At 69.1% G+C, this 20295-nt stretch carries 25 protein-coding genes and 1 pseudogene; 10 read left to right on the top strand and 16 right to left on the bottom strand.

Going from position 1 to position 20295, the window contains the following annotated elements:
- Positions 1-47: 47 nt before the first annotated feature.
- Both ACFE7F_RS02715 and ACFE7F_RS02720 read right to left on the bottom strand, forming a co-directional pair.
- A complete protein-coding gene (locus tag ACFE7F_RS02715) occupies positions 48-1289 on the bottom strand; it encodes an ABC transporter permease (protein WP_375402299.1) in 1242 nt (413 codons plus the stop codon).
- Positions 1286-2185 carry an ABC transporter ATP-binding protein gene (locus tag ACFE7F_RS02720; RefSeq protein ID WP_375402341.1) on the bottom strand — a complete coding sequence of 300 codons (900 nt, stop codon included), beginning with the start codon at positions 2183-2185 and terminating at the stop codon, positions 1286-1288. Before ACFE7F_RS02720 ends, ACFE7F_RS02715 begins: the two co-directional genes overlap by 4 nt.
- Before the next feature lie 55 nt (positions 2186-2240).
- On the opposite strand from ACFE7F_RS02720, the gene queG reads away from it, so the two are divergent.
- On the top strand, positions 2241-3398 hold the full coding sequence (queG, locus tag ACFE7F_RS02725; RefSeq protein WP_375402300.1) for a tRNA epoxyqueuosine(34) reductase QueG: 1158 nt from the start codon (positions 2241-2243) through the stop codon (positions 3396-3398).
- A 105-nt stretch (positions 3399-3503) separates the two neighbouring features.
- On the opposite strand, the gene ACFE7F_RS02730 is transcribed toward queG, so the two are convergent.
- Entirely contained in the window at positions 3504-3875 is a 372-nt protein-coding gene (locus ACFE7F_RS02730; RefSeq protein WP_375402342.1) for a hypothetical protein, read from the bottom strand.
- Between the two features lie 99 nt (positions 3876-3974).
- Between ACFE7F_RS02730 and ACFE7F_RS02735 the strand changes: the two genes are divergently transcribed.
- Positions 3975-4985 carry an adenosine kinase gene (locus ACFE7F_RS02735; RefSeq protein WP_375402301.1) on the top strand — a complete coding sequence of 337 codons (1011 nt, stop codon included), beginning with the start codon at positions 3975-3977 and terminating at the stop codon, positions 4983-4985.
- Between the two features lie 41 nt (positions 4986-5026).
- Here ACFE7F_RS02735 and ACFE7F_RS02740 read toward each other — a convergent pair whose 3' ends face one another.
- A complete protein-coding gene (locus tag ACFE7F_RS02740) occupies positions 5027-6589 on the bottom strand; it encodes an amino acid permease (protein ID WP_375402302.1) in 1563 nt (520 codons plus the stop codon).
- A gap of 128 nt (positions 6590-6717) precedes the next feature.
- Positions 6718-7095: a histidine triad nucleotide-binding protein gene (locus tag ACFE7F_RS02745; protein ID WP_375402303.1), complete on the bottom strand. Its 378-nt coding sequence runs from the start codon at positions 7093-7095 to the stop codon at positions 6718-6720.
- 228 nt (positions 7096-7323) lie between these two features.
- Between ACFE7F_RS02745 and ACFE7F_RS02750 the strand changes: the two genes are divergently transcribed.
- The gene (locus tag ACFE7F_RS02750) at positions 7324-8250 is read left to right on the top strand and encodes a hypothetical protein (protein WP_375402304.1); all 927 of its coding nucleotides are present in this window, start codon (positions 7324-7326) and stop codon (positions 8248-8250) included.
- A 26-nt stretch (positions 8251-8276) separates the two neighbouring features.
- Here ACFE7F_RS02750 and ACFE7F_RS02755 read toward each other — a convergent pair whose 3' ends face one another.
- From ACFE7F_RS02755 to hisB, 6 genes are all read right to left on the bottom strand, one after another.
- Positions 8277-8600: a phosphoribosyl-ATP diphosphatase gene (locus ACFE7F_RS02755; RefSeq protein ID WP_375402305.1), complete on the bottom strand. Its 324-nt coding sequence runs from the start codon at positions 8598-8600 to the stop codon at positions 8277-8279.
- A 5-nt stretch (positions 8601-8605) separates the two neighbouring features.
- Positions 8606-8752 (bottom strand): PEP-CTERM sorting domain-containing protein, encoded by a 147-nt coding sequence (locus ACFE7F_RS02760; RefSeq protein WP_375402306.1) that lies wholly within the window; start codon positions 8750-8752, stop codon positions 8606-8608.
- On the bottom strand, positions 8749-9513 hold the full coding sequence (hisF, locus tag ACFE7F_RS02765; RefSeq protein WP_375402307.1) for an imidazole glycerol phosphate synthase subunit HisF: 765 nt from the start codon (positions 9511-9513) through the stop codon (positions 8749-8751). Before hisF ends, ACFE7F_RS02760 begins: the two co-directional genes overlap by 4 nt.
- 118 nt (positions 9514-9631) lie before the next feature.
- Complete coding sequence (hisA, locus tag ACFE7F_RS02770; protein ID WP_375402308.1) at positions 9632-10363, bottom strand: 1-(5-phosphoribosyl)-5-[(5-phosphoribosylamino)methylideneamino]imidazole-4-carboxamide isomerase; 732 nt, start codon at positions 10361-10363, stop codon at positions 9632-9634.
- Positions 10360-10965 (bottom strand): imidazole glycerol phosphate synthase subunit HisH, encoded by a 606-nt coding sequence (hisH, locus tag ACFE7F_RS02775; protein WP_375402309.1) that lies wholly within the window; start codon positions 10963-10965, stop codon positions 10360-10362. The genes hisA and hisH overlap by 4 nt, the downstream gene beginning before the upstream one ends.
- Positions 10962-11549: an imidazoleglycerol-phosphate dehydratase HisB gene (gene hisB, locus ACFE7F_RS02780; RefSeq protein WP_375402310.1), complete on the bottom strand. Its 588-nt coding sequence runs from the start codon at positions 11547-11549 to the stop codon at positions 10962-10964. Before hisB ends, hisH begins: the two co-directional genes overlap by 4 nt.
- Positions 11550-11636: 87 nt before the next feature.
- On the opposite strand from hisB, the gene ACFE7F_RS02785 reads away from it, so the two are divergent.
- The 7 genes and pseudogenes from ACFE7F_RS02785 (at position 11637) to ACFE7F_RS02815 (ending at position 15974) form a co-directional block, all read left to right on the top strand.
- Entirely contained in the window at positions 11637-12125 is a 489-nt protein-coding gene (locus ACFE7F_RS02785) for an SspB family protein (RefSeq protein WP_375402311.1), read from the top strand.
- A gap of 156 nt (positions 12126-12281) precedes the next feature.
- Complete coding sequence (gene fumC, locus ACFE7F_RS02790; protein WP_375402312.1) at positions 12282-13673, top strand: class II fumarate hydratase; 1392 nt, start codon at positions 12282-12284, stop codon at positions 13671-13673.
- Positions 13674-13864: 191 nt separating this feature from the next.
- Positions 13865-14065: a hypothetical protein gene (locus tag ACFE7F_RS02795; protein WP_375402313.1), complete on the top strand. Its 201-nt coding sequence runs from the start codon at positions 13865-13867 to the stop codon at positions 14063-14065.
- A gap of 78 nt (positions 14066-14143) precedes the next feature.
- The gene (locus tag ACFE7F_RS02800) at positions 14144-14641 is read left to right on the top strand and encodes a hypothetical protein (RefSeq protein ID WP_375402314.1); all 498 of its coding nucleotides are present in this window, start codon (positions 14144-14146) and stop codon (positions 14639-14641) included.
- Positions 14557-15174, top strand: a complete 618-nt coding sequence (locus ACFE7F_RS02805) for a hypothetical protein (RefSeq protein WP_375402315.1) — start codon at positions 14557-14559, stop codon at positions 15172-15174. The genes ACFE7F_RS02800 and ACFE7F_RS02805 overlap by 85 nt, the downstream gene beginning before the upstream one ends.
- 12 nt (positions 15175-15186) lie before the next feature.
- A pseudogene (locus ACFE7F_RS02810) lies at positions 15187-15303 on the top strand (hypothetical protein); the annotation flags it as partial.
- Positions 15304-15614: 311 nt separating this feature from the next.
- Positions 15615-15974 (top strand): GAF domain-containing protein, encoded by a 360-nt coding sequence (locus tag ACFE7F_RS02815; protein WP_375402316.1) that lies wholly within the window; start codon positions 15615-15617, stop codon positions 15972-15974.
- A 35-nt stretch (positions 15975-16009) separates the two neighbouring features.
- On the opposite strand, the gene ACFE7F_RS02820 is transcribed toward ACFE7F_RS02815, so the two are convergent.
- The 5 genes from ACFE7F_RS02820 to ACFE7F_RS02840 are packed head-to-tail and all read right to left on the bottom strand — an operon-like array spanning position 16010 to position 20295.
- The gene (locus ACFE7F_RS02820; RefSeq protein ID WP_375402317.1) at positions 16010-16960 is read right to left on the bottom strand and encodes a GNAT family N-acetyltransferase; all 951 of its coding nucleotides are present in this window, start codon (positions 16958-16960) and stop codon (positions 16010-16012) included.
- Positions 16957-17790: a class I SAM-dependent methyltransferase gene (locus ACFE7F_RS02825; protein ID WP_375402318.1), complete on the bottom strand. Its 834-nt coding sequence runs from the start codon at positions 17788-17790 to the stop codon at positions 16957-16959. Before ACFE7F_RS02825 ends, ACFE7F_RS02820 begins: the two co-directional genes overlap by 4 nt.
- Complete coding sequence (locus tag ACFE7F_RS02830; RefSeq protein ID WP_375402319.1) at positions 17787-18833, bottom strand: glycosyltransferase; 1047 nt, start codon at positions 18831-18833, stop codon at positions 17787-17789. The genes ACFE7F_RS02825 and ACFE7F_RS02830 overlap by 4 nt, the downstream gene beginning before the upstream one ends.
- A complete protein-coding gene (locus ACFE7F_RS02835) occupies positions 18803-19573 on the bottom strand; it encodes a PIG-L deacetylase family protein (protein ID WP_375402320.1) in 771 nt (256 codons plus the stop codon). The genes ACFE7F_RS02830 and ACFE7F_RS02835 overlap by 31 nt, the downstream gene beginning before the upstream one ends.
- The gene (locus tag ACFE7F_RS02840) at positions 19570-20295 is read right to left on the bottom strand and encodes a sugar phosphate nucleotidyltransferase (RefSeq protein WP_375402321.1); all 726 of its coding nucleotides are present in this window, start codon (positions 20293-20295) and stop codon (positions 19570-19572) included. The genes ACFE7F_RS02835 and ACFE7F_RS02840 overlap by 4 nt, the downstream gene beginning before the upstream one ends.

Here is a 20295-nt window from a genome sequence, read left to right on the forward strand (position 1 = left end):
GGTCCACTCCTGCCTTTTCGCGAGTGAACCGATTACCTACAACGCTGTCAATAGCCTTCCGACGGCCGGCGATGCAGACGCGACAGCCAGCCCGGGCCACTCCCGGATTGCAGCACGCCGCGCCGGAAAAGCCGCGCGCCGACCGTGATGAAGATCGCGACCCACAGCGCCTGCCACGCAAGCGCCGCGACATGCGGCCACAGCGCAGGCGAGTTGGCCGCGCGCGCCGCCATTGCAAAGGGGGAGGAGAGTGGGAACAGCTCGGCCGCGGTCGCGATCCAGCTGTCCGGCCGCGACGCCGCCGCCGACGACAGTGCGAACATACCCACTTGGACGATCGTGATCGGGAGCGAGAGCATCTGGATCTCGCGCATCGTCGAGGCCTGCGCGCCGACGCCCAGGAACACCGACCCCAGCAACAGATACGCCATCGTGAAGTAGGCAAAGAACAGGACCGCGAACGCGGGACCGCCCACCGCCGGCGTCAGCTCGCCCATCGCCGCGGCTAGGGTCGGGGGCAGGAAACTGCCGATCTGGCCGGCGATCGTCCCCCAGAACACCACGAACAGAACCGCAACGCCGAACATGCCGAGCAGCTTGCCCAGGAACACCGATTCGAGCGGGACCGCGGCGGCGAGCACCTCGATTACCTTGTTGTTGCGCTCCTCCGCCATCGTGCCGACGACCTGGCCCGCGAGAAACAAAGTCAGGAAGAATACGCCGAAGACCGCCAGGAACGCGGACTGGTTCTGCCCGCCCTGCGACGCGCCCCGGCGGCTCAGCCGCACCTCCTCGACCCGCACGGTGGGCATGCCCGCGCCCAGCCGCTGGTCGGCCAGCGTCTCGAGCGCCAGCACGCCCAGATAGCGCGCGGTGCGCCGGTCGAGCGGGCCGAACAGTACCGTCGGCCGATCGAGCGCGCCGTACATGACGCCCGCCGCGTCGTACTCCTTGGCCTCGAACGCCGCGTGTGCCTGCGCAGCCGGATCGGCGCCGGGCGTCAGCGTCAGCAGCTTGGGCGGAGCCTCGTCGCGGCGGAAGGCGGTGCGCAACCGCCGGTCCGCCTCCGCCATGATCCGCGCATCGCCGGGCGGCAAGATCGCGACCACGCGCGCCTTGTCCGCCGAGTCGCCCGCCACGGTCGCCGCGCCGAGCCCGCCCACCGCGCCGAACCCGGCCATGAATACGGGCGCGAACAGGAACAACAGGAAGATCGGGGTGAACACGGTCGCGACGAAATCCCGGCGCGCGACCGTCATCGTCTGGCGCAGGGTGCGACGCAGGCTCATCGTGCGGTCTCCGCTTCGCCGACGATCCGGACGAACGCCTCGTGCAATCCCGGCCGCTCGATCCGGAGCCCCGAGATGCCGTGACCCGCCCGGATCAGCCGCTCCAGCAGCCGCTCGACGCCTTCTGGCGGCAGCGCGAATCGCCAGCCGTCATGCTCGCGCTCGGCATCCGGAGGGAGCAGCTGCCCCAACTCCGGCCCGTCCGCGCGTGGCGAATAATGTACCTGCGCGGGAAGCATCGCGCGCGCGTCGTCGACCGTGCCCTCGAACCGGCGCTTGCCGCCCGCGATGATCGCCAGCCGGTCGCACAGCCGCTCGGCATGCGCCATGACGTGCGTCGAGAACAGGATCGTCGCGCCCCGGTCGCGCTCCGCGAGGATCAGCGCTTCCAGTTTCTCCTGATTGACCGGATCGAGCCCGGAGAAAGGCTCGTCGAGCACCAGCAGGTCGGGCCTGTGGACGACCGACCCCAGCAGCTGAACGAGCTGCGCCATTCCCTTGGACAGCTTCCGGATCTTCTCGTCGGCCGCATGGCCCAGCCCCGCCGTTTCCAGCAGCTCGACCGCCCGCGCGCGGCCCGTGCGCCAGTCAAGCCCGCGCAGCGCGCCCATGAACGCGATCGCCTCGCGCGCCTTCATCGCCGGATACAGCCCACGCTCCTCGGGCAGATAGCCGACCCGGTCGCTCGCGTCGCGCGGGCGCGTCTCGCCCAGCAGCGTGCGCGTGCCGCCGTCCGGCTCGATGATGCCCAGGAGCATGCGGAGCGTGGTCGTCTTGCCCGCGCCGTTGGGGCCGAGCACGCCGTAGATCGCGCCCGTCGGCACCGCGATATCAACGCCGTCCACCACGCGCCGGTCGCCGAAGCGCTTCACCAGCCCGTCGGCGGTGACCGCCATCTCGCCCGCCACTATACCGGTCCCCCGCTCACGGGCGGTGTGGTAGCGGGCGGGCGTGGCGGAACACAAGCCTTTGGAACGGCGGATCAAGGACGCGGCGGTCGAGCTCGGCTTCGCCGCTTGCGGGATCGCGCCCGCCGATGCGGCCCCGCGATCGGGCGAGCGGCTGCGCGAGTGGCTGGCAGAGGGGCTTCACGGCGACATGATCTGGATGGAGGAACGCGCGCATCACCGCCAAAGTCCGGCCGCGCTGTGGCCCGAAGTCCGCAGCGTGATCGCGCTCGGGCTGAGCTACGCCCCGGCAGCCGATCCGCTCGCGCTGGCGGGGCAGGGCGACCGGGGTCGCGTGTCGGTCTACGCCCAAGGGTCCGACTATCACGATATCGTCAAGCGCCAGCTGAAGGCGCTCGGCCGCTGGCTGGCGCGCGAAGCCGGCTGCGACCTGAAGGTATTCGTCGATACCGCGCCCGTCATGGAGAAACCGCTTGCCGAGGCGGCGGGCCTGGGCTGGCAGGGCAAGCACACCAACCTCGTCAGCCGCGATCACGGTTCCTGGCTGTTCTTGGGCGCGATCTACACGACGCTGGAACTGACGCCCGACCGGGGCGGCATGCCGAGCTGCGGCTCGTGCGACGCCTGCCAGCGCGCCTGCCCGACGGACGCGTTCCCGGAACCCTACCGCCTCGATGCGCGGCGCTGCATATCGTACCTGACCATCGAGCACCCAGGCCCGATCCCGCGCGAATTTCGTGGCCGTATGGGCAACCGCATCTACGGCTGCGACGATTGCCTAGCGGTCTGCCCGTGGAACAAGTTCGCGCATGCCGCCGCCGCGAACCGCGCCTTCCTGCCCCGCGCCGAGCTGACCGCGCCGTCGCTCCGCGATCTGCTGGATCTCGACGACGCAAGCTTCCGCCAGGTGTTCGCGGGCTCGCCGATCAAGCGGATCGGCCGCGACCGAATGGTTCGCAACGCGGCGGTGGCTGCAGGGAACAGCGGCGACCCGGCGCTGGTCGAACCGCTCGTCCGGCTGCTGGACGACCTCGCGCCGGTGGTGCGCGGCGCGGCGGTGTGGGCGCTGGGGAAGCTGGACGCGGCCAGGTGGACTGCGGAGCGGTGGCGACTGGCCGAGGAGTCGAACCCGACCGTGCGGCGGGAGTGGTCTGTCTCGCGACCCTCTCCCGCTTTCGCGGGAGAGGGACAGGCGCGTTAGCGCCAGGGTGAGGGCAATTCTTGAGGCGAAGTGCCCTCACCCGACCTCGCTACGCTCGGCCACCCTCTCCCGCGAAGGCGGGAGAGGGAAGAAGGTGGGAGGGGCTCAACGTGCCGCGCCCCGCCGCGTCATCGCGGCCACGCAGCTCGCACGGTCGATGGGGCTGCCGTCGGGCTCGCGTGCGTCGAGATAGGTGACGCGCGGCTCCGCTCCCCCTTTTGGGTACAAATACGCGTCCAGTACGCAGATCCCGCTCTCGAACTGCAGCTTGCGCGCGTCGCCCTCGCGCAGGTCGGCGTCGGCCGCGCCGAACAGCCGCGCGAGCCCCGCCGCGTCCTGACCCAACACCCGTTCCAGCCCGACCGCGGTGAAGGCGGGCGCGGCGGGCGTAACCGCGACCGGAGACGCGACCGGCGTCACGCAGGCGGAGAGCAGGCCGAGGACGAATAACGGGACGGGCAGGATCGGACGCATCATGTCCGGCCGCATGCCGCCGCCGCGCGCCATCCGTCAACGCCGGTTGCGCCGGTCCGACCGCCCGGCTAGCCCGCGCGTTTTCGCACACCGGAGCACGCCGTGACCCAGCCCAGCCCTACCCCGAGCCTAGACGTGGTCGCCATCGGCAACGCCATCGTCGACGTCCTCAGCCCCGCCGACGACGCGTTCATCGCGACCGAGGGCATGACCAAGGGGTCGATGCAGCTGATGTTCTCTCCCGCCGAGGCGGACGCGCTCTACGCCAAGATGGGCCCGGGCCGCGAGGCGTCCGGGGGCTCGGCGGCCAACACCGTCGCAGGGATAGCCGCGCTCGGGGGGCGGACGGGCTTCATCGGCCAGGTCGCGGACGACCAGCTGGGCGAGGTATTCGCCCATGACATCCGTGCGGCGGGCGTCCGTTTCGACACGCCCGTGCGCGCGGGCGAGCCGACGACGGGCCGCTGCCTGATCTTCGTCACCCCCGACGGCCAGCGGACGATGAACACGTTCCTGGGCGCGGGCCAATTCCTGCCGGAGGCCGCGCTCGATCGCCAGGTGATCGCGGATAGCGCGATCCTGTATCTCGAAGGCTATCTCTGGGACCCCGAGGAGCCGCGTGCCGCGATGCGCGCCGCGATCGACGTCGCGCGCGGGGCGGGGCGCAAGGTCGCCTTCACGCTGTCGGACGTGTTCTGCATCTCGCGCCACGGCGGCGACTTCCGCGCGCTGATCGGCGAAGGGCTGATCGACATCCTGTTCGCCAACGAGAACGAACTGACCGCGCTCGCGCGAACCGACGATTTCGAGGGCGCGGTCGCGAGCGTCGCGCGCCAGGTACCGACGCTGGTCGTCACCCGCGGCGAATACGGCGCGCTCGCCATCCAGGGCGGCGAGCGCATCGAGGTCGGCGCGGAGCCGATTGACCGGCTGGTCGATACGACGGGAGCGGGCGACCTGTTCGCGGCCGGCTTCCTCCATGGCCAGGCGAGCGGCCGCGATCTGCGCGGCTCGCTCCGCCTGGGCGCGATCTGCGCCGCCGAGGTGATCGGGCATTACGGCGCTAGGCCGGAGGTGGACCTGAAGGCTTTGGCGGCCGAAAAGCTGGACTGACTCGAAGCTCCCCTCCCTGTCAAAGGAGGGGAGCAGAAGTCTTAGCGCGCTCCCGGAACGCCCGGTTCCAGCCGGCCCACCTCAGTCTCTCCAACGTCAATTCCGCGCCCGACATGGCTCATCCGGCGGCTATATAGGAAATAGACGATCAGCCCAGCACCGCCCCAAATCGGAAGCACGAGCATCGCCGCTGATGGCAAATTGAAGAACAGGAACAGGCATCCCGCGATCGTGGCGGGCGCGACGGCCCACACGAGCGGCGTCCGGAACGACCGCACCCGATCCGGGTCGGTGCGGCGCAGCACCAACACCGCGATCGCTACCATCATGAACGCGTAGAGCGTACCGGCATTGGCGATGTCGGCGAGCTGCCCCACCGGCAGGAACGCCGCCGCCAGCGCCACGGCGGCCCCCGTCAGCAACGTGACGATGTACGGCGTCTTGTACCTCGGATGCACCCGGCTCAGCGCTTCGGGCAGCAGGCCGTCGCGGCTCATCACGAAGAAGATGCGCGTCTGGCCGAACATCAGCACCAGGATGACCGACGGCAGCGCGACGAACGCCGCGATGCCCAGCATGTTGCCCACCGTCGAGAAGCCGATCGTGCGTAGCACGTGCGCCAGCGCCTCGCGCGAGCAGACCAGCGCTTCGGCATGTTGCGGCAATGCGCACTGCCGCGCCAGCTCTTCCGACCCCGCGGGGAAGGGAACGCCGCCCGGGCCCATGATCGGCTGGCCGCCGATGGTGCCGATCGCGCCGGCCGCGACTAGGATGTAGAACACGGTGCAGAACAGCAGCGATCCGATCAGCCCGATGGGCACGTTGCGCTGCGGGTTCTTGGTCTCCTCGGCGGCCGTCGAGACCGCATCGAACCCGACATAGGCGAAGAAGATCGTCGCCGCCGCCCCGACCGCGCCCACGCCCGTGCCGAAGCCGCCGAATACGCCCGCGGGCAGGAACGGGTTGAACCGCGCGGCGTCGACGCGCGGCAGCGTCAGGACGATGAACGCGGTCAGCGCGATCACCTTGATCGCCACGAGCACCGCGTTCAGCCGCGCGCTCTCCTTGGTGCCGACGACCAGCAGCCAGGTGATCAGCGCGGCGATGACGACGGCGGGCAGGTTGATGAACCCGCCGGCGCTACCGCCCAGCGCCAACGGACCCGCGCCGAGCCAGGCGGGAAGCTGTATCCCTAAGAACTCGCGCAGGATCGTTCCTTGGAAATAATCGGACCAGGTCACGCACACCGCCGACGCGGCGACCGCATATTCGAGCACCAGCGCCCAGCCGACCGTCCAGGCCAGGAACTCGCCCATCGACGCGTAGGTATAGGTGTAGGCCGATCCGGCGACCGGAATCATCGACGCGATCTCGGCGTAGCAGAGCGCCGCCACGATGCAGATCGCCCCCGCGATCGCAAAGGCGAGCATCAGCCCCGGCCCCGCCTTTTGGGCACCCGCGGCGGTCAGCGCGAAGATGCCCGTGCCGATCACGCAGCCGATCCCGAACAGGGTGAGCTGGAACCAGCCCAGCGTCCGGCTGAGCGACTTCTTCTCGGCGGTCGCCAGAATCGCGTCGAGCGACTTGATACGGTCGAAGATCATCGAAACATGCAACTCCCCCAAAGACGGCGCACCGCGCCGCCGATCTTCAAACAAGCGCCGGGGCTCATGGACGGCCCCGTAACAACATTGACTCGGAACCTAGCCGCAAACGCGCCGTACGCAACGCCTTATCGCGCCAGCATCGGGCCGAGAGGCGCACCGCCGAACAGGTGGACATGCAGATGCGGCACTTCCTGCCCGCCATCCGGCCCCGTATTGGCGAGGAGGCGATAGCCCGGCTCCACCATCCCCAGCGTCCGCGCGACCGTCCCCACCGCGCGCACGAAGCCCGCGATCTCCGCGTCCGATCCGCGCGCGCTGAAATCGTCCCACGACACGTACGCCCCGCGCGGGATTACCAGCACATGCGTCGGCGCAACGGGCGCGATGTCGTGAAACGCCACCGCCCAATCGTCCTCGTACACGCGCTTCGAGGGGATCTCGTCGCGGAGGATGCGCGCGAAGATGTTGCCAGAGTCGTAGGGACAGGTGGCATCTACAGGCATGGCGATCCTCGCAAGCTCGATGATCGGAGCGATATCCAGTTATTAACCTGCATCAAGTCTATCCTCTCGACTCTTCGATCAGCAACTTCGGTACCAGAGACGAATTGCCGCTACACGCAGCGCGTGCAACACGCGAACACCTCTTCATTCAACGCACTGGTCCATCGACCTTCCGGAACTTATTCTAGTTGTTGCTCGCTTTGACTGCCAACACAGGGAGTATCCAACATGGATCATCCAGATACGCCGCGTAATCGGGGCGACAATGACGCGCCGCACATGAGTCCGGTCACGCCGGCCGAGGATGCGCGCACGATTATGATCAACCAGATCGCATGGGGTGCGATCTTCGCGGGCGTCGCGGTCGGGCTTGTCACGCAGTTGTTGCTCAACATGCTCGGACTGGGCCTTGGTCTTGCAACGCTCGACCCGGGGACGACGGATAATCCGTCGGCGGGCGGCTTGTCGATCGGTGCGGGTATCTGGTTCGTGCTGTCGGGCATCATCGCGTCGCTCATAGGCGGTTGGATCGCCGGGCGAGTGGCGGGCAAGCCGCGCGAGTCGACGGGCGGCCTTCACGGGTTGGTCTCCTGGGCGGTCATGTCGCTGGCGGTGATCTATCTGCTGTCCAGCGCGGTCAGCGGGATCGTCGGCGGCGCGCTCGGCGCGCTGAGCGGCGCGGCGGGCGGCGTGGCGCGCGCCGCCGGGACGGCGGCGACGGTGGCCGCCCCGGCTGCGGCCGGCAAGGGCGACGAGATCGTCGGTGCGGTCCAGGGCCAGGTCCGCGAGGCGACCGGCGGAGCCGATCTGGGCCAAATCGCCAGCGCGGCGGGCGCGGCCTTGAAGGGTGCGACGAGCGACGACCCGGCCGAGCAGGCCCGCGCGCGTGAGCAGGCGGCACAGGTCTACGCGCAAACGCAGGGCGTTCCGCCCGCCGAGGCGCGCGCCAAGGTCGCGCAGGCCGAACAGCGGACGGGTGAGCAGGCGGTCGAGCTGAAGCAGCGTGCGACGCAGGCGGCGGATACCGCAGCCAAGGCGGCGTCGACGGCGGCGCTGGTCGCGGCGCTTTCGTTGATCCTGGGCGCGCTCGCCGCCTGGTTCGGCGGTCGCCAGGGCGCCGTGCAACCGACCGTCACGTCGCGCCTGCGCGGCTGACGTCGCGCACCGCGGCCGACCGGTGGCTACATGGCCGCCGGTCGACCTGCCTTTTCCTCCAGTCCCGACACGCCCTCACGCCGCGCTAATTCCGCGCGCACGTCGGCCAGCGTCAGGTCGGCGTCGGCGAGCAGCACCAGGAGGTGGTAGAGCAGGTCCGCCGCCTCCGGCACGATCTCGGCCGGGTCGGGACCCATCGCGGCGATGACGCACTCCACCGCCTCCTCGCCCAGTTTCTGCGCGATGCGGGAACGGCCGCGCGCGAACAGGCTCGCGGTGTAGGAGGTGGTGGGGTCCGCCCCCCGCCGCCCACGCACGGCGGCTTCGAGGCGGTCGAGCGGGTCGTCCATCGCTGCTAGTCCTTGCGCCGGAAACGATTGCGCAACCGCCGCCGCACGAACCACACCGCCAGCGCCGCAACCGCGAACAGCGCCACGTCCGACGGTTCGGGCGCGGTGCGGCCGGCGGCGGGCGCGGCGGCCGCGAGTATCGCGGCAATCATCGCCCGCGCACCGGCACGCCCGCCTTGCTCAGCGCGCGGTGTGCATCGGCGATCGTCGCCTGCCCGAAATGAAAGATCGACGCCGCCAGCACCGCCGAGGCGCCGCCCTCCGTCACGCCCGCGACCAGGTGCGCCAGCGTGCCGACACCCCCGCTCGCCACCACGGGCACGCTCACCCGGTCGACGATCGCGCGGGTGAGCGCGAGATCGTATCCGTCCCGCGTTCCGTCGCGGTCCATCGAAGTGACCAGGATCTCACCCGCCCCGAGCTCCGCGAGTCGCACCGCATGGGTGACCGCGTCGAGCGCCGTCGCCCGCCGCCCGCCATGCGAGAATACCTCCCACCCGCCGCCGGGCCGCGCCCGCGCGTCGACCGAGGCGACGCAGCACTGGCTTCCGAACCGCTCGGCGATCTCGCCCACCAACTCGGGCCGCGCGATCGCCGCCGAGTTGACCGCCACCTTGTCCGCCCCCGCCAGCAGCAACGCGCGCGCGTCGTCCGCCGTCCGGACCCCGCCGCCCACCGTCAGCGGCATGAAGCACACGGCCGCGGTCCGCCGCACGATATCCAGCAGCGTGCCCCGCCCCTCATGGCTCGCCGAGATATCCAAGAAGCACAGCTCGTCCGCCCCCGCCGCGTCATAAGCGCGCGCCTGCTCCACCGGGTCGCCCGCATCGCGCAAGGACACGAAGTTGACGCCCTTCACCACCCGCCCGTCGGCGACATCAAGACAGGGTATGACCCGCCCCCGGACGGTCACGACACGATCTCCCTCTCCCCGCTTGCGGGGAGAGGGCCGGGGAGAGGGGCTGTATGGAAGGCGGTTCCCTGAACGGCCTCTCTCCCCAGCGGGGAGAGGGAGAAGCATCCCGCCGCCCTCACGCCGCCGCCACGGCCAGCGCCGCACCTAGGTCGAGCCGTCCGTCATACAGCGCCCGTCCGGTGATCACGCCCTCAATGCCGTCCTTCGCATGCAGCGCCAGCACGCGGATGTCGCCCAAGCCCTTCACGCCGCCGCTGGCGATCACCGGAATCTCCACCTGCCGCGCGAGGTCGACCGTCGCGTCGATGTTCGCGCCCTTGAGCAGCCCGTCACGTCCCACATCGGTGAACAGCAGCGCCGCGACGCCCGCATCCTCGAACCGGCGCGCGAGCTCGACGACGCCCACGTCCGACACCGACGCCCAGCCGCGCGTGGCGACCATGCCGTCCTTGGCGTCAACCGCCACCACGATTCCACCGGGGAAGTCACGCGCCGCCGCCCGCACGAAATCGGGTTCCTCCAGCGCTGCCGTCCCGATCACCACGCGCGCCACGCCCAGCTTGAACCACCGCTCCACCCCCGCCCGGTCGCGGATGCCGCCGCCCAGCTGGACGTGCCCCGGAAAGGCCCGGACGATCGCCGCCGCCGCGTCGCCGTTCACCGACGCTCCCGCGAACGCACCGTCCAAGTCGACGACGTGCAGATGCTCCGCTCCGGCCTCTGCAAACAGCACCGCCTGTGCGGCGGGATCGTCGCCGTAAACGGTCGCACGCGCCATATCGCCCTCGGCGAGACGCACCACTTGGCCCGCCTTCAGGTCGATCGCGGGAAAGACGATGAGGCTCACGGCCGCCACGCCAGAAAGCGCGCCAGCAGCTCCAGCCCGTAACGCTGGCTCTTTTCCGGGTGGAACTGCACGCCGAGCAGGTTGTCGCGCCCGATCGCCGCGCTCACCGGCCCGCCGTGATCGGTCGTCGCGAGCAGCCCCGCGCCGTCATAGGCGTAGCTATGCAGGAAGTAGGCCTCCCCACGCACGAGCAGCGGGTGCTCGCCGACCGGGATCACGTCGTTCCAGCCCATATGCGGCACCTTCACCGACGCCGTGCCCGCCTCGAGCCGCCGGACGCGTCCGGGCAGCCAGCCCAGCCCCGCGTGGGTCCCATGCTCCTCGCCCGCGTCCGCCATCAGCTGCATGCCGACGCAGATGCCAAGAAACGGCTTGGCATCCCGCAGCACCGCCTCCTCCAACGCGTCGACCAGCCCGTTCACCGCACACAAGGCGGCCGCGCACGCGCCGAACGCGCCCACGCCGGGCAGGACAATCCGCTCCGCTCCGCGCATCGCGTCGGGATCGGCCGTTACCAGTACGTCCGCCGAGCCCGCCGCCCGGAGAGCATTTTCGACCGAATGGAGATTGCCCGACCCGATATCGATCAGCGCAAGCGTCAAAGGATGCCCTTTGTCGACGGCACCGCGTCGCCCTTCCGCGGATCGATCTCGACCGCCGTCCGCAAAGCCCGCGCCAATCCCTTGAACGCGCTCTCGACGATGTGGTGATTGTTCGCCCCATGCAGCAGTTCGACGTGCAGCGTCATCCCCGCCGTCTGCGCGAACGAATGGAACCAATGCTCGATCAGCTCGGTGTCCCACGTCCCCAGCCTGGTCTGCGTGAACGGACAGCGCCACACCAGCCACGGCCGCCCCGACAGGTCGAGCGCGACGCGCGTCAGGCATTCGTCCATCGGCGACAGCGCGTCGCCGTATCGCCTGATCCCGCGCTTGTCCCCCAGCGCCGCCGCCACCGCCTGTCCCAACGCCAGCGCCGAGTCCTCGGTCGTATGGTGCCCGTCGATGTGCAGGTCGCCCTGGACCTGGAGGTCGATGTCGATCAGCGAATGGCGCGACAGCTGTTCGACCATATGGTCGAGGAAGCCGATGCCCGTATTCACGCGGAACGCGCCGGTCCCGTCCAGGTCGACGGTCGCCGTGATCCGGGTTTCCGCGGTGTCGCGGGTGATGGTGGCCTGGCGCATGCCGCAGCCGTTAAGCGCGGGACCCACCCCTTGCAATCGGCCCATGCAATCTTGACCCGTCCCGAAAACCGCCTAACCCCGTGTGGGATGAGCGACGGTCTCCCCGACAGCCTGATCCCCTATGACGAGATCGTCCAGGAGGCGCTGCGCGCAGTTGTCGGCCGCGTGCTGACCACGGTGGTCGAGGGCGGGTCGATGCTACCCGGCGAACATCATTTCTACATCACCTTCAAGACGCACGCGCCCGGCGTCGACATCCCCAAGCGGCTGATCGAACGCTTCCCCGACGAGATGACGATCGTGCTTCAGAACCGCTTCTGGGACCTCCTGGTCGACGACGCGAAGTTCTCGGTCGGGCTGTCCTTCAACCAGGTGCCCTCCAAGCTCGTCATCCCCTATTCGGCGATCACCGGCTTCCACGACCCCGCCGTCGCCTTCGAGCTCCGCTTCCAGGCGCAGGAAGGCCCGAACGACGGCCCGACCGAGCACGATGCGGCGCAGAACGACGGCCCGACGGTGGTGCAAGCCGACGATGGTTCGAACGTGGTCTCCGTGGATTTCAAGCGAAAAAAATGACTTCTACTCCCTCTCCCATCGGGAGAGGGAAGGGGCCCGCGCCGAAGGCGTGGGAAGGGTGAGGGCAGGGCCTCCCCGCGCTCCGCCCTCACCCTTCCGCCGTCCTGCGGACGGCTCCCTCCCTCTCCCGGCGGGAGAGGGAAAGAAAGAGGACACATGACCGACACCCGCACCGAGACTGACTCGATCGGCCCCATCGCCGTCCCCGCCGCCGCCTATTGGGGCGCGCAGACGCAGCGTTCGATCGAGAACTTCCCCTTCGGCGCGGCCGAGCGCATGCCCATCGGCATCGTCCACGCGCTCGCGCTGGTGAAGCAGGCCTGCGCCCGCGTGAACCGCACCCACGGCCTGGACGCCGCCAAGGCCGACGCGATCGAGGCCGCAGCGGCGCAAGTCGCGGCGGGCGAACTCGACGACCAGTTCCCGCTAGTCATCTGGCAGACGGGTTCCGGCACCCAGTCCAACATGAACGTCAACGAGGTGATCGCCGGCCGCGCCAACGAGCAGGTGGCGGGAACGCGCGGCGGCAAGACGCCCGTCCACCCGAACGACGACGTCAATCGCGGCCAGTCGTCGAACGACAGCTTTCCCACCGCGCTCCACGTCGCCGCCGCGATCGCGGTCCGCGACAAAATCCTCCCCGCGCTGGATCGCCTTCATGCCGCGCTCGACGCGAAGGCACGCGAATGGGACGACATCGTCAAGATCGGCCGCACCCACCTTCAAGACGCAACGCCGCTGACGCTCGGCCAGGAGTTCTCCGGCTATGCGCGCCAGATCCAGAACGCGCGCGAGCGGATCGAGAACACCACCCGCTACAATATCATGTCGCTCGCCCAGGGCGGCACCGCGGTCGGCACCGGGCTCAACGCCCCTGCCGGCTTCGGAGAGGCAGTCGCCGCCGAGATAGCCGAGCTGACCGGGCTTCCTTTCGTGAGCGCGCCCAACAAATTCGAGGCGCTGGCCTCGAACGACGGGCTGGTCGACCTGCACGGGACGCTGAACGTCCTGGCGGTCGCGCTGACCAAGATCGCCAACGACCTGCGACTGCTGGCGTCGGGCCCGCGTTCGGGACTGGGCGAGCTCGAACTTCCCGCCAACGAGCCCGGCAGTTCGATCATGCCCGGCAAGGTCAACCCGACGCAGAACGAGATGCTGACGATGGTCGCGGCGCAGGTGATGGGCAACAACGTCGCCGTCACCGTCGGCGGGATGCAGGGCCACATGGAGTTGAACGTCTTCAAGCCGCTGATCGGTGCCAACGTACTCCGCTCGATCGACCTGTTGAGCACCGGCATGATCAGCTTCGCCGAACGTACCGTCGAAGGTGCGACGGCCCGGCGCGACAACATCAAGCTGCTGCTCGACCGCAGCCTCATGCTCGTCACCGCGCTCGCGCCCGAAATCGGCTACGATGCCGCCGCCAAGATCGCCAAACACGCGCATGAGAAGGGCCAGACGCTGAAGGAGGCCGGGCTGGAGCTCGGGCTGGTGGACGAGGCCACCTTCGACCGGGTAGTGCGGCCTGAAGACATGCTTGGCAGATAAGCCGATCACCTGAATAGTCACCCCGGACTCGTTCCGGGGCCCATCGTTGTGCGTACTCTCACCTGCCGAGGACGCACAATGATGGATGCCGGAACGAGTCCGGCATGACGGGGAAGGCGGAGCTTCCTCGCACAAATCGGAACCCACGCCCGCCCCCATGCGTCTCACTCCCCGTATAAGGAGTAACACACATGATCGGACGTATTCTCGGTGCGGTGATCGGCAGCCGCATGGACCGCCGCGACGGCTCGGGCGGCATGAAGGGCGCGCTCACCGGTGCGCTGCTCGCAGGCGGCATGCGCCGCATGGGTCCGCTCGGCCTGGCGCTGGGCGCGGCCTACATGGGCAAGAAGGCGCTCGATCAGCGCCGGATGAACAAGCGCGGCTACTGACGCTTCGGCGTTGATCGACGAGGTCGACGCACCGGCCGTGGTGAGCCCGCGGCCGGTGCGTAGCTGCGACCTGCGCGGATGCACGGCACCGACCTGACCGCGTCCGACGCTCATGCGTTGGGCCTCCGCGTCCCCGCCACCGTGCGCGGGCGGGGAGGGCGCACCGTCGCGGTCGGCTATAACGGCCGCCTATCCTCGCCGATGCTGGAAGCCGAACCGGTCGACGGCCTGACCGCCGGCGGCGTCAAGGCCCGGCGCACCGGCCTCGGCCCGACCGGCCAGCTCTACTACGCCGTGCACGCATACGCCCTCGACGGCGGCGTCATAATTACCGGCCCGCACAATCCTCCCGACGAGAACGGCTTCAAGATCCTGCTCGGTACGGAGCCGGTTCACGGTCAAGCCCTGCGCGGATTGGCGCTCGAACCTCTCTCTTCTTCGCCACCCCGGACTTGTTCCGGGGTCCCGCTTCTTTCGTCTTCACCCGCCTCATGCAGGCCGCCCAAGGCGCACCCGCGCTCGGCATCGCCTGGGACGCCGGCAACGGCGCGACCGGCTGGGTCATCGAACACCTAACTGCCACGCTCCACGGCGAGCACCACCTGACTCGGTGCGACCTCGACGGCCGGTTTCCCACGCACCATCCCAACCTCGCCAACCTCCAAGCGCTCGCCCGACACAAAGGCCTAGACCTCGGCATCGCCTTTGACAGCGACGGCGACCGTATCGGCGTGATCGATGCGAGCGGCGACATCGTCTGGCCCGATCAATTCCTACTCTACCTCGCCCAGGTTGTCCTCACCCGCGAGGCGATGCTCCGCGAAGGCGCGCCGATCGCGGGGCAGGCGAGGGGCCGCATTTTCTTCGCCGAGAACTGGTACGGTACCGACGACGCCGTCTGTATTACGATCCGCCCCTTCGCCGCGATTGGAAGGCTGGGAAGCCTCACCACATGGCGCAAGGCGCTTCGCCACCCCGACCTTCGCCTGCTTTGTCCAGACAGCGACAAAGCGCGCGTTCTCGCCGGGGTCGGGTGCGCCCTGATCGCGGAAGGCGCGGAAATCGACCGCACCGAAGGTTCTCGCTTCACGACGCCCGACGGCTGGTGACTCCTACGTGCGTCGGGCACCGAGCCCAAACTGACCGCGCGGGTGGAGGCGTGGTCGGCGGAAGGATTTGAACGGTTGCGCAGGGAATTGAAGGGGCTGTTGCGGCAGGCTGGCCTAGCTCACGCCTGATGACCGAGCGCAAATAGGTGGAACGGCGTACGATCCTTATTACATCGCTCCATGATCGAAAATAACCATATTATGTTAGTTAACTTCAACGAGGACCTTGGGTTAGTCGAACATCTTAAACAGTTGAACTCTTAAGGCAGGATAAGACGGAGCACGTCGGTTTACTCCGCTATGTCCGGATGAAGCAAAAGATCGACGGCGACCTACGACCACGCCTTTGGGCGTCGCAAGCCTATGATGTCTTCGATATCGAGCAAAAGCACGAGCTCAATCTCATCGTGCATTAAGCCGCCGCGGCCGTAGTGACTCGCGTGGCATTCGTCTCGCTGCACGGCGAGGGCCGTCAGCGATTGATGGCGAGGGCGGGAGTCAGCTGGTCGGAAGGCCCCATCACCTCTTCCTTCTGCGCGCACGTATTACGGGGCTTCGGAGTGCTCTGGGTCGCGGATGCGCTGCTGGATGCGCGTTTTGCTGACGATCCCCTCGTCGTGGAGAAACCGCACGTGCGCTTCTATGCGGGTGCTCCCCTCAAGCTGGACGATGTCCATATCGGTACCCTGTACGTACTCGACGACCAGCCGCGTCGATCGCTATCCTCGCTTCAGGAGGATTACCTGACTTACCTGGCGGACCGTACGATCCTCGCGTTAAAGATCCGACAGTCGGGATGAACCAAGAGGTTTCCCTACACGGCTGATCGGTAACGTCATTCCCGCACGATCCGCCGTCGCACCGTTACCCTGGCCTCGGCACCCCAGCCATATTTATACGTCTCCTCCCCGCGCAGGAAGTGGAATTCGCCCGCCCCGCCTGCCAGCGCGTCCTCGATCGAACAGGCGAACGCCAATGTACCGAAGCTTTGCCCAGGTAGGGTTTGGTCGACGCCGTTGATGTACGAATAGCCCTTGCGCCCGTCTGCAAAGCCGAGCAGCACCGCGACGATTCGACCGTCCAGCCTGACCATGCTCAGCCGCAGCAGCCCCGCCGCCGCCAGCGCAGGCGCAGCGGCACGGTGGAACGCCTGAACCTTGTGGTCGGCCAGCATTCCCGGCTCTCCCGCCGCAGCCCACCGCGCTGCGTGGAGCGTGAACAGCGCGTCCAGCGCCTCGTTGATCCCGTCCGCTCCGACGATCGCCTCGCGCACTTTCCCGACCGCCGCTGCGCGGTGCCGGTCGTGCACCACCTTTCGCCGCCGCGACTTGGACAGTCCAGCCAGCAGCGGCGGCGCGCTCGGCAGCATCATCACCGGGCACACCTCGCCCGGCTCGTCGACCGCGCGCCACCCGTCCGGCACCGGCCCCAGCAGCGGCGAGTCGGCGCGCAGATCGGGGAGCAACAGCTCGTCCCAGCGATCGGCCGTCGCGAGCAGCGCGTCCCACAACCGCTTCATCGCTATCGGCCCCGCGGTGGGGTCGAATAATGCATCGGAATAGTCGCTCGTCCCAGCCGCCACCGGCACTAGTCGCCGCACGCCCGCATCATCCCACGTCGTCATCGGCATCGCCGCGACCAGCCGCCCGTCGGCGGCCCGCGCCTCCATGTCGATCCGCTCGCCCCCGCCCAGATGCGTCCACCACGCCTCGGCCCAAGCGGGCGATTGAAACGGAGTGGCGCGCGGATCGCGTCGCCAAAGGTCCCACCACTCATCTTGCGTCATGCCGTCCGCCGCAGATGATATCCGACCCCGTCCCAGATCGCGAACGGCCGCTCCCCCGACCGCCCCACCGTAAACCTCGCTGCGTCGACCGCCTCTCGCGCGTCCGCCGCGTCGTCGCCTCGGTACGACCAGTTGAACACCAGCAGATCGCCGCCCGGACGGAGCACCCGCGCCAGCTCCGCCAGCTGCGCCTCGGTCACCCCCGCCCGCACCAGATACGGAAAGCTGTCGACGGCGATCACCAGATCGAAGCCCGCGTCGGGGAAGGGCAGGGTGCCCCCTGACGTCGTCTCGAACGCCACATTGGCCAACCCGGCCGCCCGCTTGCGCGCCTGGTCGATCATGCCGGCCGATATGTCGACGCCCACCACCCGCTCCGCATCGGGTGCGAGCGCGGTCGCCATCCGTCCTATACCGCAGCCGAAATCGAGCACCGCCCGATCTTCGACCCGCACCCAACTCCGCACCACCGCGACCAGCTCGGCGGTCGCCGCAGCCAGCAGCTCGGGCGAGCCAAGCGAGTAGAACGCCACCGCCGCCTCGGGCTCCTCACCCGCCAGCCGATCGAACAGGGCGGCCGTCGCGGCAAGCAGGTCCGGCCCCTCGGGATCGAGCCCGCCCGCCGCGATCCGTCCAAGCTTCGCCAGCCGCGGCGCGTGCTCGGCGGCGAGCGCGGCCACCTGATGCAAGGGCGACCCGGCCGGTTCCCGCTCCGCGCGCGTCGCCAACGTCGCCGTATCCACCGGCGCCCCCGACAGCACCAGCCGCGCCAGCGCGATCTGCGGCGAGATACGCCCCGTCGCGCAGGCCCGCAGCACTTCCTCGGTCACGCCACGAGCCGGTGATAGAGGTCCAGATAAGCCGCCGTCGTTCGCCTAACCGCGAACCGCTCGACCGCCGCGCGGCGGCACGCGGCCGGGTCGATCGCGCCGATCCGCCCGATCGCTGCAGCCATCCCCGCCACGTCCTCGACGATTAGACCCGTCACGCCGTCCTCCACGATATCGGGCAACGCCCCGCTCCGGTAGGCGATCACCGGCGTGCCACACGCCAGCGCCTCCATCGCGACCAGCGACGACGTCTCGGGCGCGGTCGACGGGATCAGCATGCACCTGGCCTCCGCGATCAGCCGCCGCTTCGCCTCGCCCGCGACGGTGCCGACCCAGATGCGTGTCTCGTCCAGCCGGGGCGCGACTTCATCGTCGAAATAACGTCGATGCTCCGGATACGGGAAAACAGCTCCCGCAACCTGGAGCGGAACCCCTGCCAGCCGCGCCGCGTCCAGCGCGTCGTGGAACCCCTTCTCGCGGGCGACCCGGCCGAGCACGAGTACGTAATTGTCCTTGGTCGGCGTGGGCCGGTACCGCTCGACATCGACCCCGTTCGCGATCGGATCGAGCAAGATCACCCCCTCCGGCGCGCGGTTCGCCTGGTCGGCCGAAACGGGCTGGAGGTGGACGTCCGGCCGCTCCGACGCGAGCGCCCCGGGTGCGTACCAATCGAGCGGCATATGCAGCGTCACGAGGCAGGGCGGCCCCGGCGCCGGCAGATACCTGTCGAAGTCGAGGCCGTGCAGGTGGATGACGTCCGCGCTGCCCGCGACCCTCGCGAGCGCGCCTCGCACGGACCGGTGCGCCTCCTCCCGCCTCCGGTCGTCGATCTCGCCGGACGGCGCGGGTATCCCGACCAGCTCGCCCGCGACGACCGAGCCCGCCTGCGCCACCACGATCGACCGGTGGCCCGCCGCGACCAGCGCGCGGTCGATCTGCGCAAGCACCTGCTCCGCCCCGCCCGCCGGATCGGCCGTGACGGGAGCGAGGGGGTAGGCGACGCTCACCACCGTCAGGCCCATGCCGCCGCCCGCTCGCGCCACCGCTCAGACGTCAGCGTCCAGCCGAAGCCGTCGTAGAGGCAGCCCTCGCCCGGCGGCGGCCGCGTGAAGTCGTAGCGCGGCGCGGCCCGCCACCGCTCTACCTGCGGTCGCCATTCGCCGAATACCCCCACTTGCGAGACATGCGCCGCGAGCGCTCGGTCGATTCGCGCCCGTTCGTCGGGGAGGAGCGGGCGGCTATGGTCCGGACAGCCCGGATCGGGTTCGAACCGCGCCCACACCCGCTCGCCGCCGTGAAGGTTGTAGGACGCGAACTCGATTACCGGCACGCCAAGCCGGTCGGCGGCCAGACACACCGCGAGCGCGGCGGCGTCGTGATCGGGGTGGCCGCCTTCGTAAGGATGCGTCGCGATGACGGCCACGCCCGCGCAATCGGCCGTCAGCCGCTCGGCGAGCGCGGGGATATGTTCAACCGCCGCCTGGTCGGGCACGCCGTACGCGAACCGCTGCGGCGACGCGCCGAGCGCGGTCAGCGCTGCATCAAGTTCCCGCTCACGGGCGTCGGCGTAGGCTTGGCGCGTGTCGAACCCGAGCCGCAGCGCATCGCCCGGATCGTGCGGGCTTGAATCGGTCAGATGTATCAACCGGCAATCCGCCATGCGCCCAAGCGCTGCACCGGCCCACAATGTCTCGTCGTCGGCGTGCGCCACCACGACCGCCACGGACAAGCGCACCGGCACACCGCTCGCGATCAACCGTGCCCAGGCATCGGCGTCGCTCACGTGCCCGCGAGCAGCCGTATGGCCGACCGGTAGCCGCCGAGCGTCCCCACATCGACATACGACTCGCCGGCGCGCACGCCGACCGCCTTGTTGCCCAGCGCCAGCCAAGCGTTGACCAACGTCCCGATATATTCGTCCCCACGCTCCGGCTCGCACCACAGTCGGTGGAGCGCATGGAATACGTGACCGGGCATTCGGAACGCGCCCCATACCCAGTTCGACCGTGCGCCGGGCCGCTTGACCTCGATCTCTTCCACCCAGCCGTCCCCGTCCAGCACCACCGCGTCGAACAGCTCGGGATTCTCGACCGGAAACAGCAGGAAGGCGAGGCAATCGGTCGGCAACCGCGCGAGGCCGTTCGACGGGAACCAGATCGTGTCGGGCAATCCGATCAGGACGTCCTCACGCTCCCCGATCAGCGGGCAGGCGCGGAAGATCGCGTCACACAATCCCGCCGCGACCGGCTGGACGACGAACGCGGTGTCGACCCGCCCGATCCCACCGCCGTAATAACGCACGATGTCCGATTTGGTGGGCGAGATCACGAAGCAGATCTTGGTCGCACCGCCCTCGACCATGCGCTCGACGAGATATTCGGAGACCGCCTTGGGCCGCTCAGACCCGTCCGCCTCGACGCGCGAGCCGACGGGCAAGAGTTCCTTGGAGAATGCGAGCGGCTGGATGCGGGTGCCATTGCCAGCCGCCGGGATGATGCCCCACAT

Source organism: uncultured Sphingomonas sp., assembly GCF_964235535.1.
Taxonomy (GTDB): domain Bacteria; phylum Pseudomonadota; class Alphaproteobacteria; order Sphingomonadales; family Sphingomonadaceae; genus Sphingomonas.

Coding starts and splice junctions, on each gene's coding strand:
- ACFE7F_RS02760 (WP_375402306.1), bottom strand. CDS start 8,752: ATGATTGCCGCGATACTCGCGGCCGCCGCGCCCGCCGCCGGCCGCACC.
- ACFE7F_RS02745 (WP_375402303.1), bottom strand. CDS start 7,095: ATGCCTGTAGATGCCACCTGTCCCTACGACTCTGGCAACATCTTCGCG.
- ACFE7F_RS02750 (WP_375402304.1), top strand. CDS start 7,324: ATGGATCATCCAGATACGCCGCGTAATCGGGGCGACAATGACGCGCCG.
- hisB (WP_375402310.1), bottom strand. CDS start 11,549: ATGCGCCAGGCCACCATCACCCGCGACACCGCGGAAACCCGGATCACG.
- ACFE7F_RS02720 (WP_375402341.1), bottom strand. CDS start 2,185: ATGGCGGTCACCGCCGACGGGCTGGTGAAGCGCTTCGGCGACCGGCGC.
- ACFE7F_RS02805 (WP_375402315.1), top strand. CDS start 14,557: ATGCAGGCCGCCCAAGGCGCACCCGCGCTCGGCATCGCCTGGGACGCC.
- ACFE7F_RS02785 (WP_375402311.1), top strand. CDS start 11,637: ATGAGCGACGGTCTCCCCGACAGCCTGATCCCCTATGACGAGATCGTC.
- fumC (WP_375402312.1), top strand. CDS start 12,282: ATGACCGACACCCGCACCGAGACTGACTCGATCGGCCCCATCGCCGTC.
- ACFE7F_RS02800 (WP_375402314.1), top strand. CDS start 14,144: ATGCACGGCACCGACCTGACCGCGTCCGACGCTCATGCGTTGGGCCTC.
- ACFE7F_RS02820 (WP_375402317.1), bottom strand. CDS start 16,960: ATGACGCAAGATGAGTGGTGGGACCTTTGGCGACGCGATCCGCGCGCC.
- ACFE7F_RS02730 (WP_375402342.1), bottom strand. CDS start 3,875: ATGATGCGTCCGATCCTGCCCGTCCCGTTATTCGTCCTCGGCCTGCTC.
- ACFE7F_RS02755 (WP_375402305.1), bottom strand. CDS start 8,600: ATGGACGACCCGCTCGACCGCCTCGAAGCCGCCGTGCGTGGGCGGCGG.
- ACFE7F_RS02840 (WP_375402321.1), bottom strand. CDS start 20,295: ATGTGGGGCATCATCCCGGCGGCTGGCAATGGCACCCGCATCCAGCCG.
- ACFE7F_RS02715 (WP_375402299.1), bottom strand. CDS start 1,289: ATGAGCCTGCGTCGCACCCTGCGCCAGACGATGACGGTCGCGCGCCGG.
- ACFE7F_RS02795 (WP_375402313.1), top strand. CDS start 13,865: ATGATCGGACGTATTCTCGGTGCGGTGATCGGCAGCCGCATGGACCGC.
- ACFE7F_RS02740 (WP_375402302.1), bottom strand. CDS start 6,589: ATGATCTTCGACCGTATCAAGTCGCTCGACGCGATTCTGGCGACCGCC.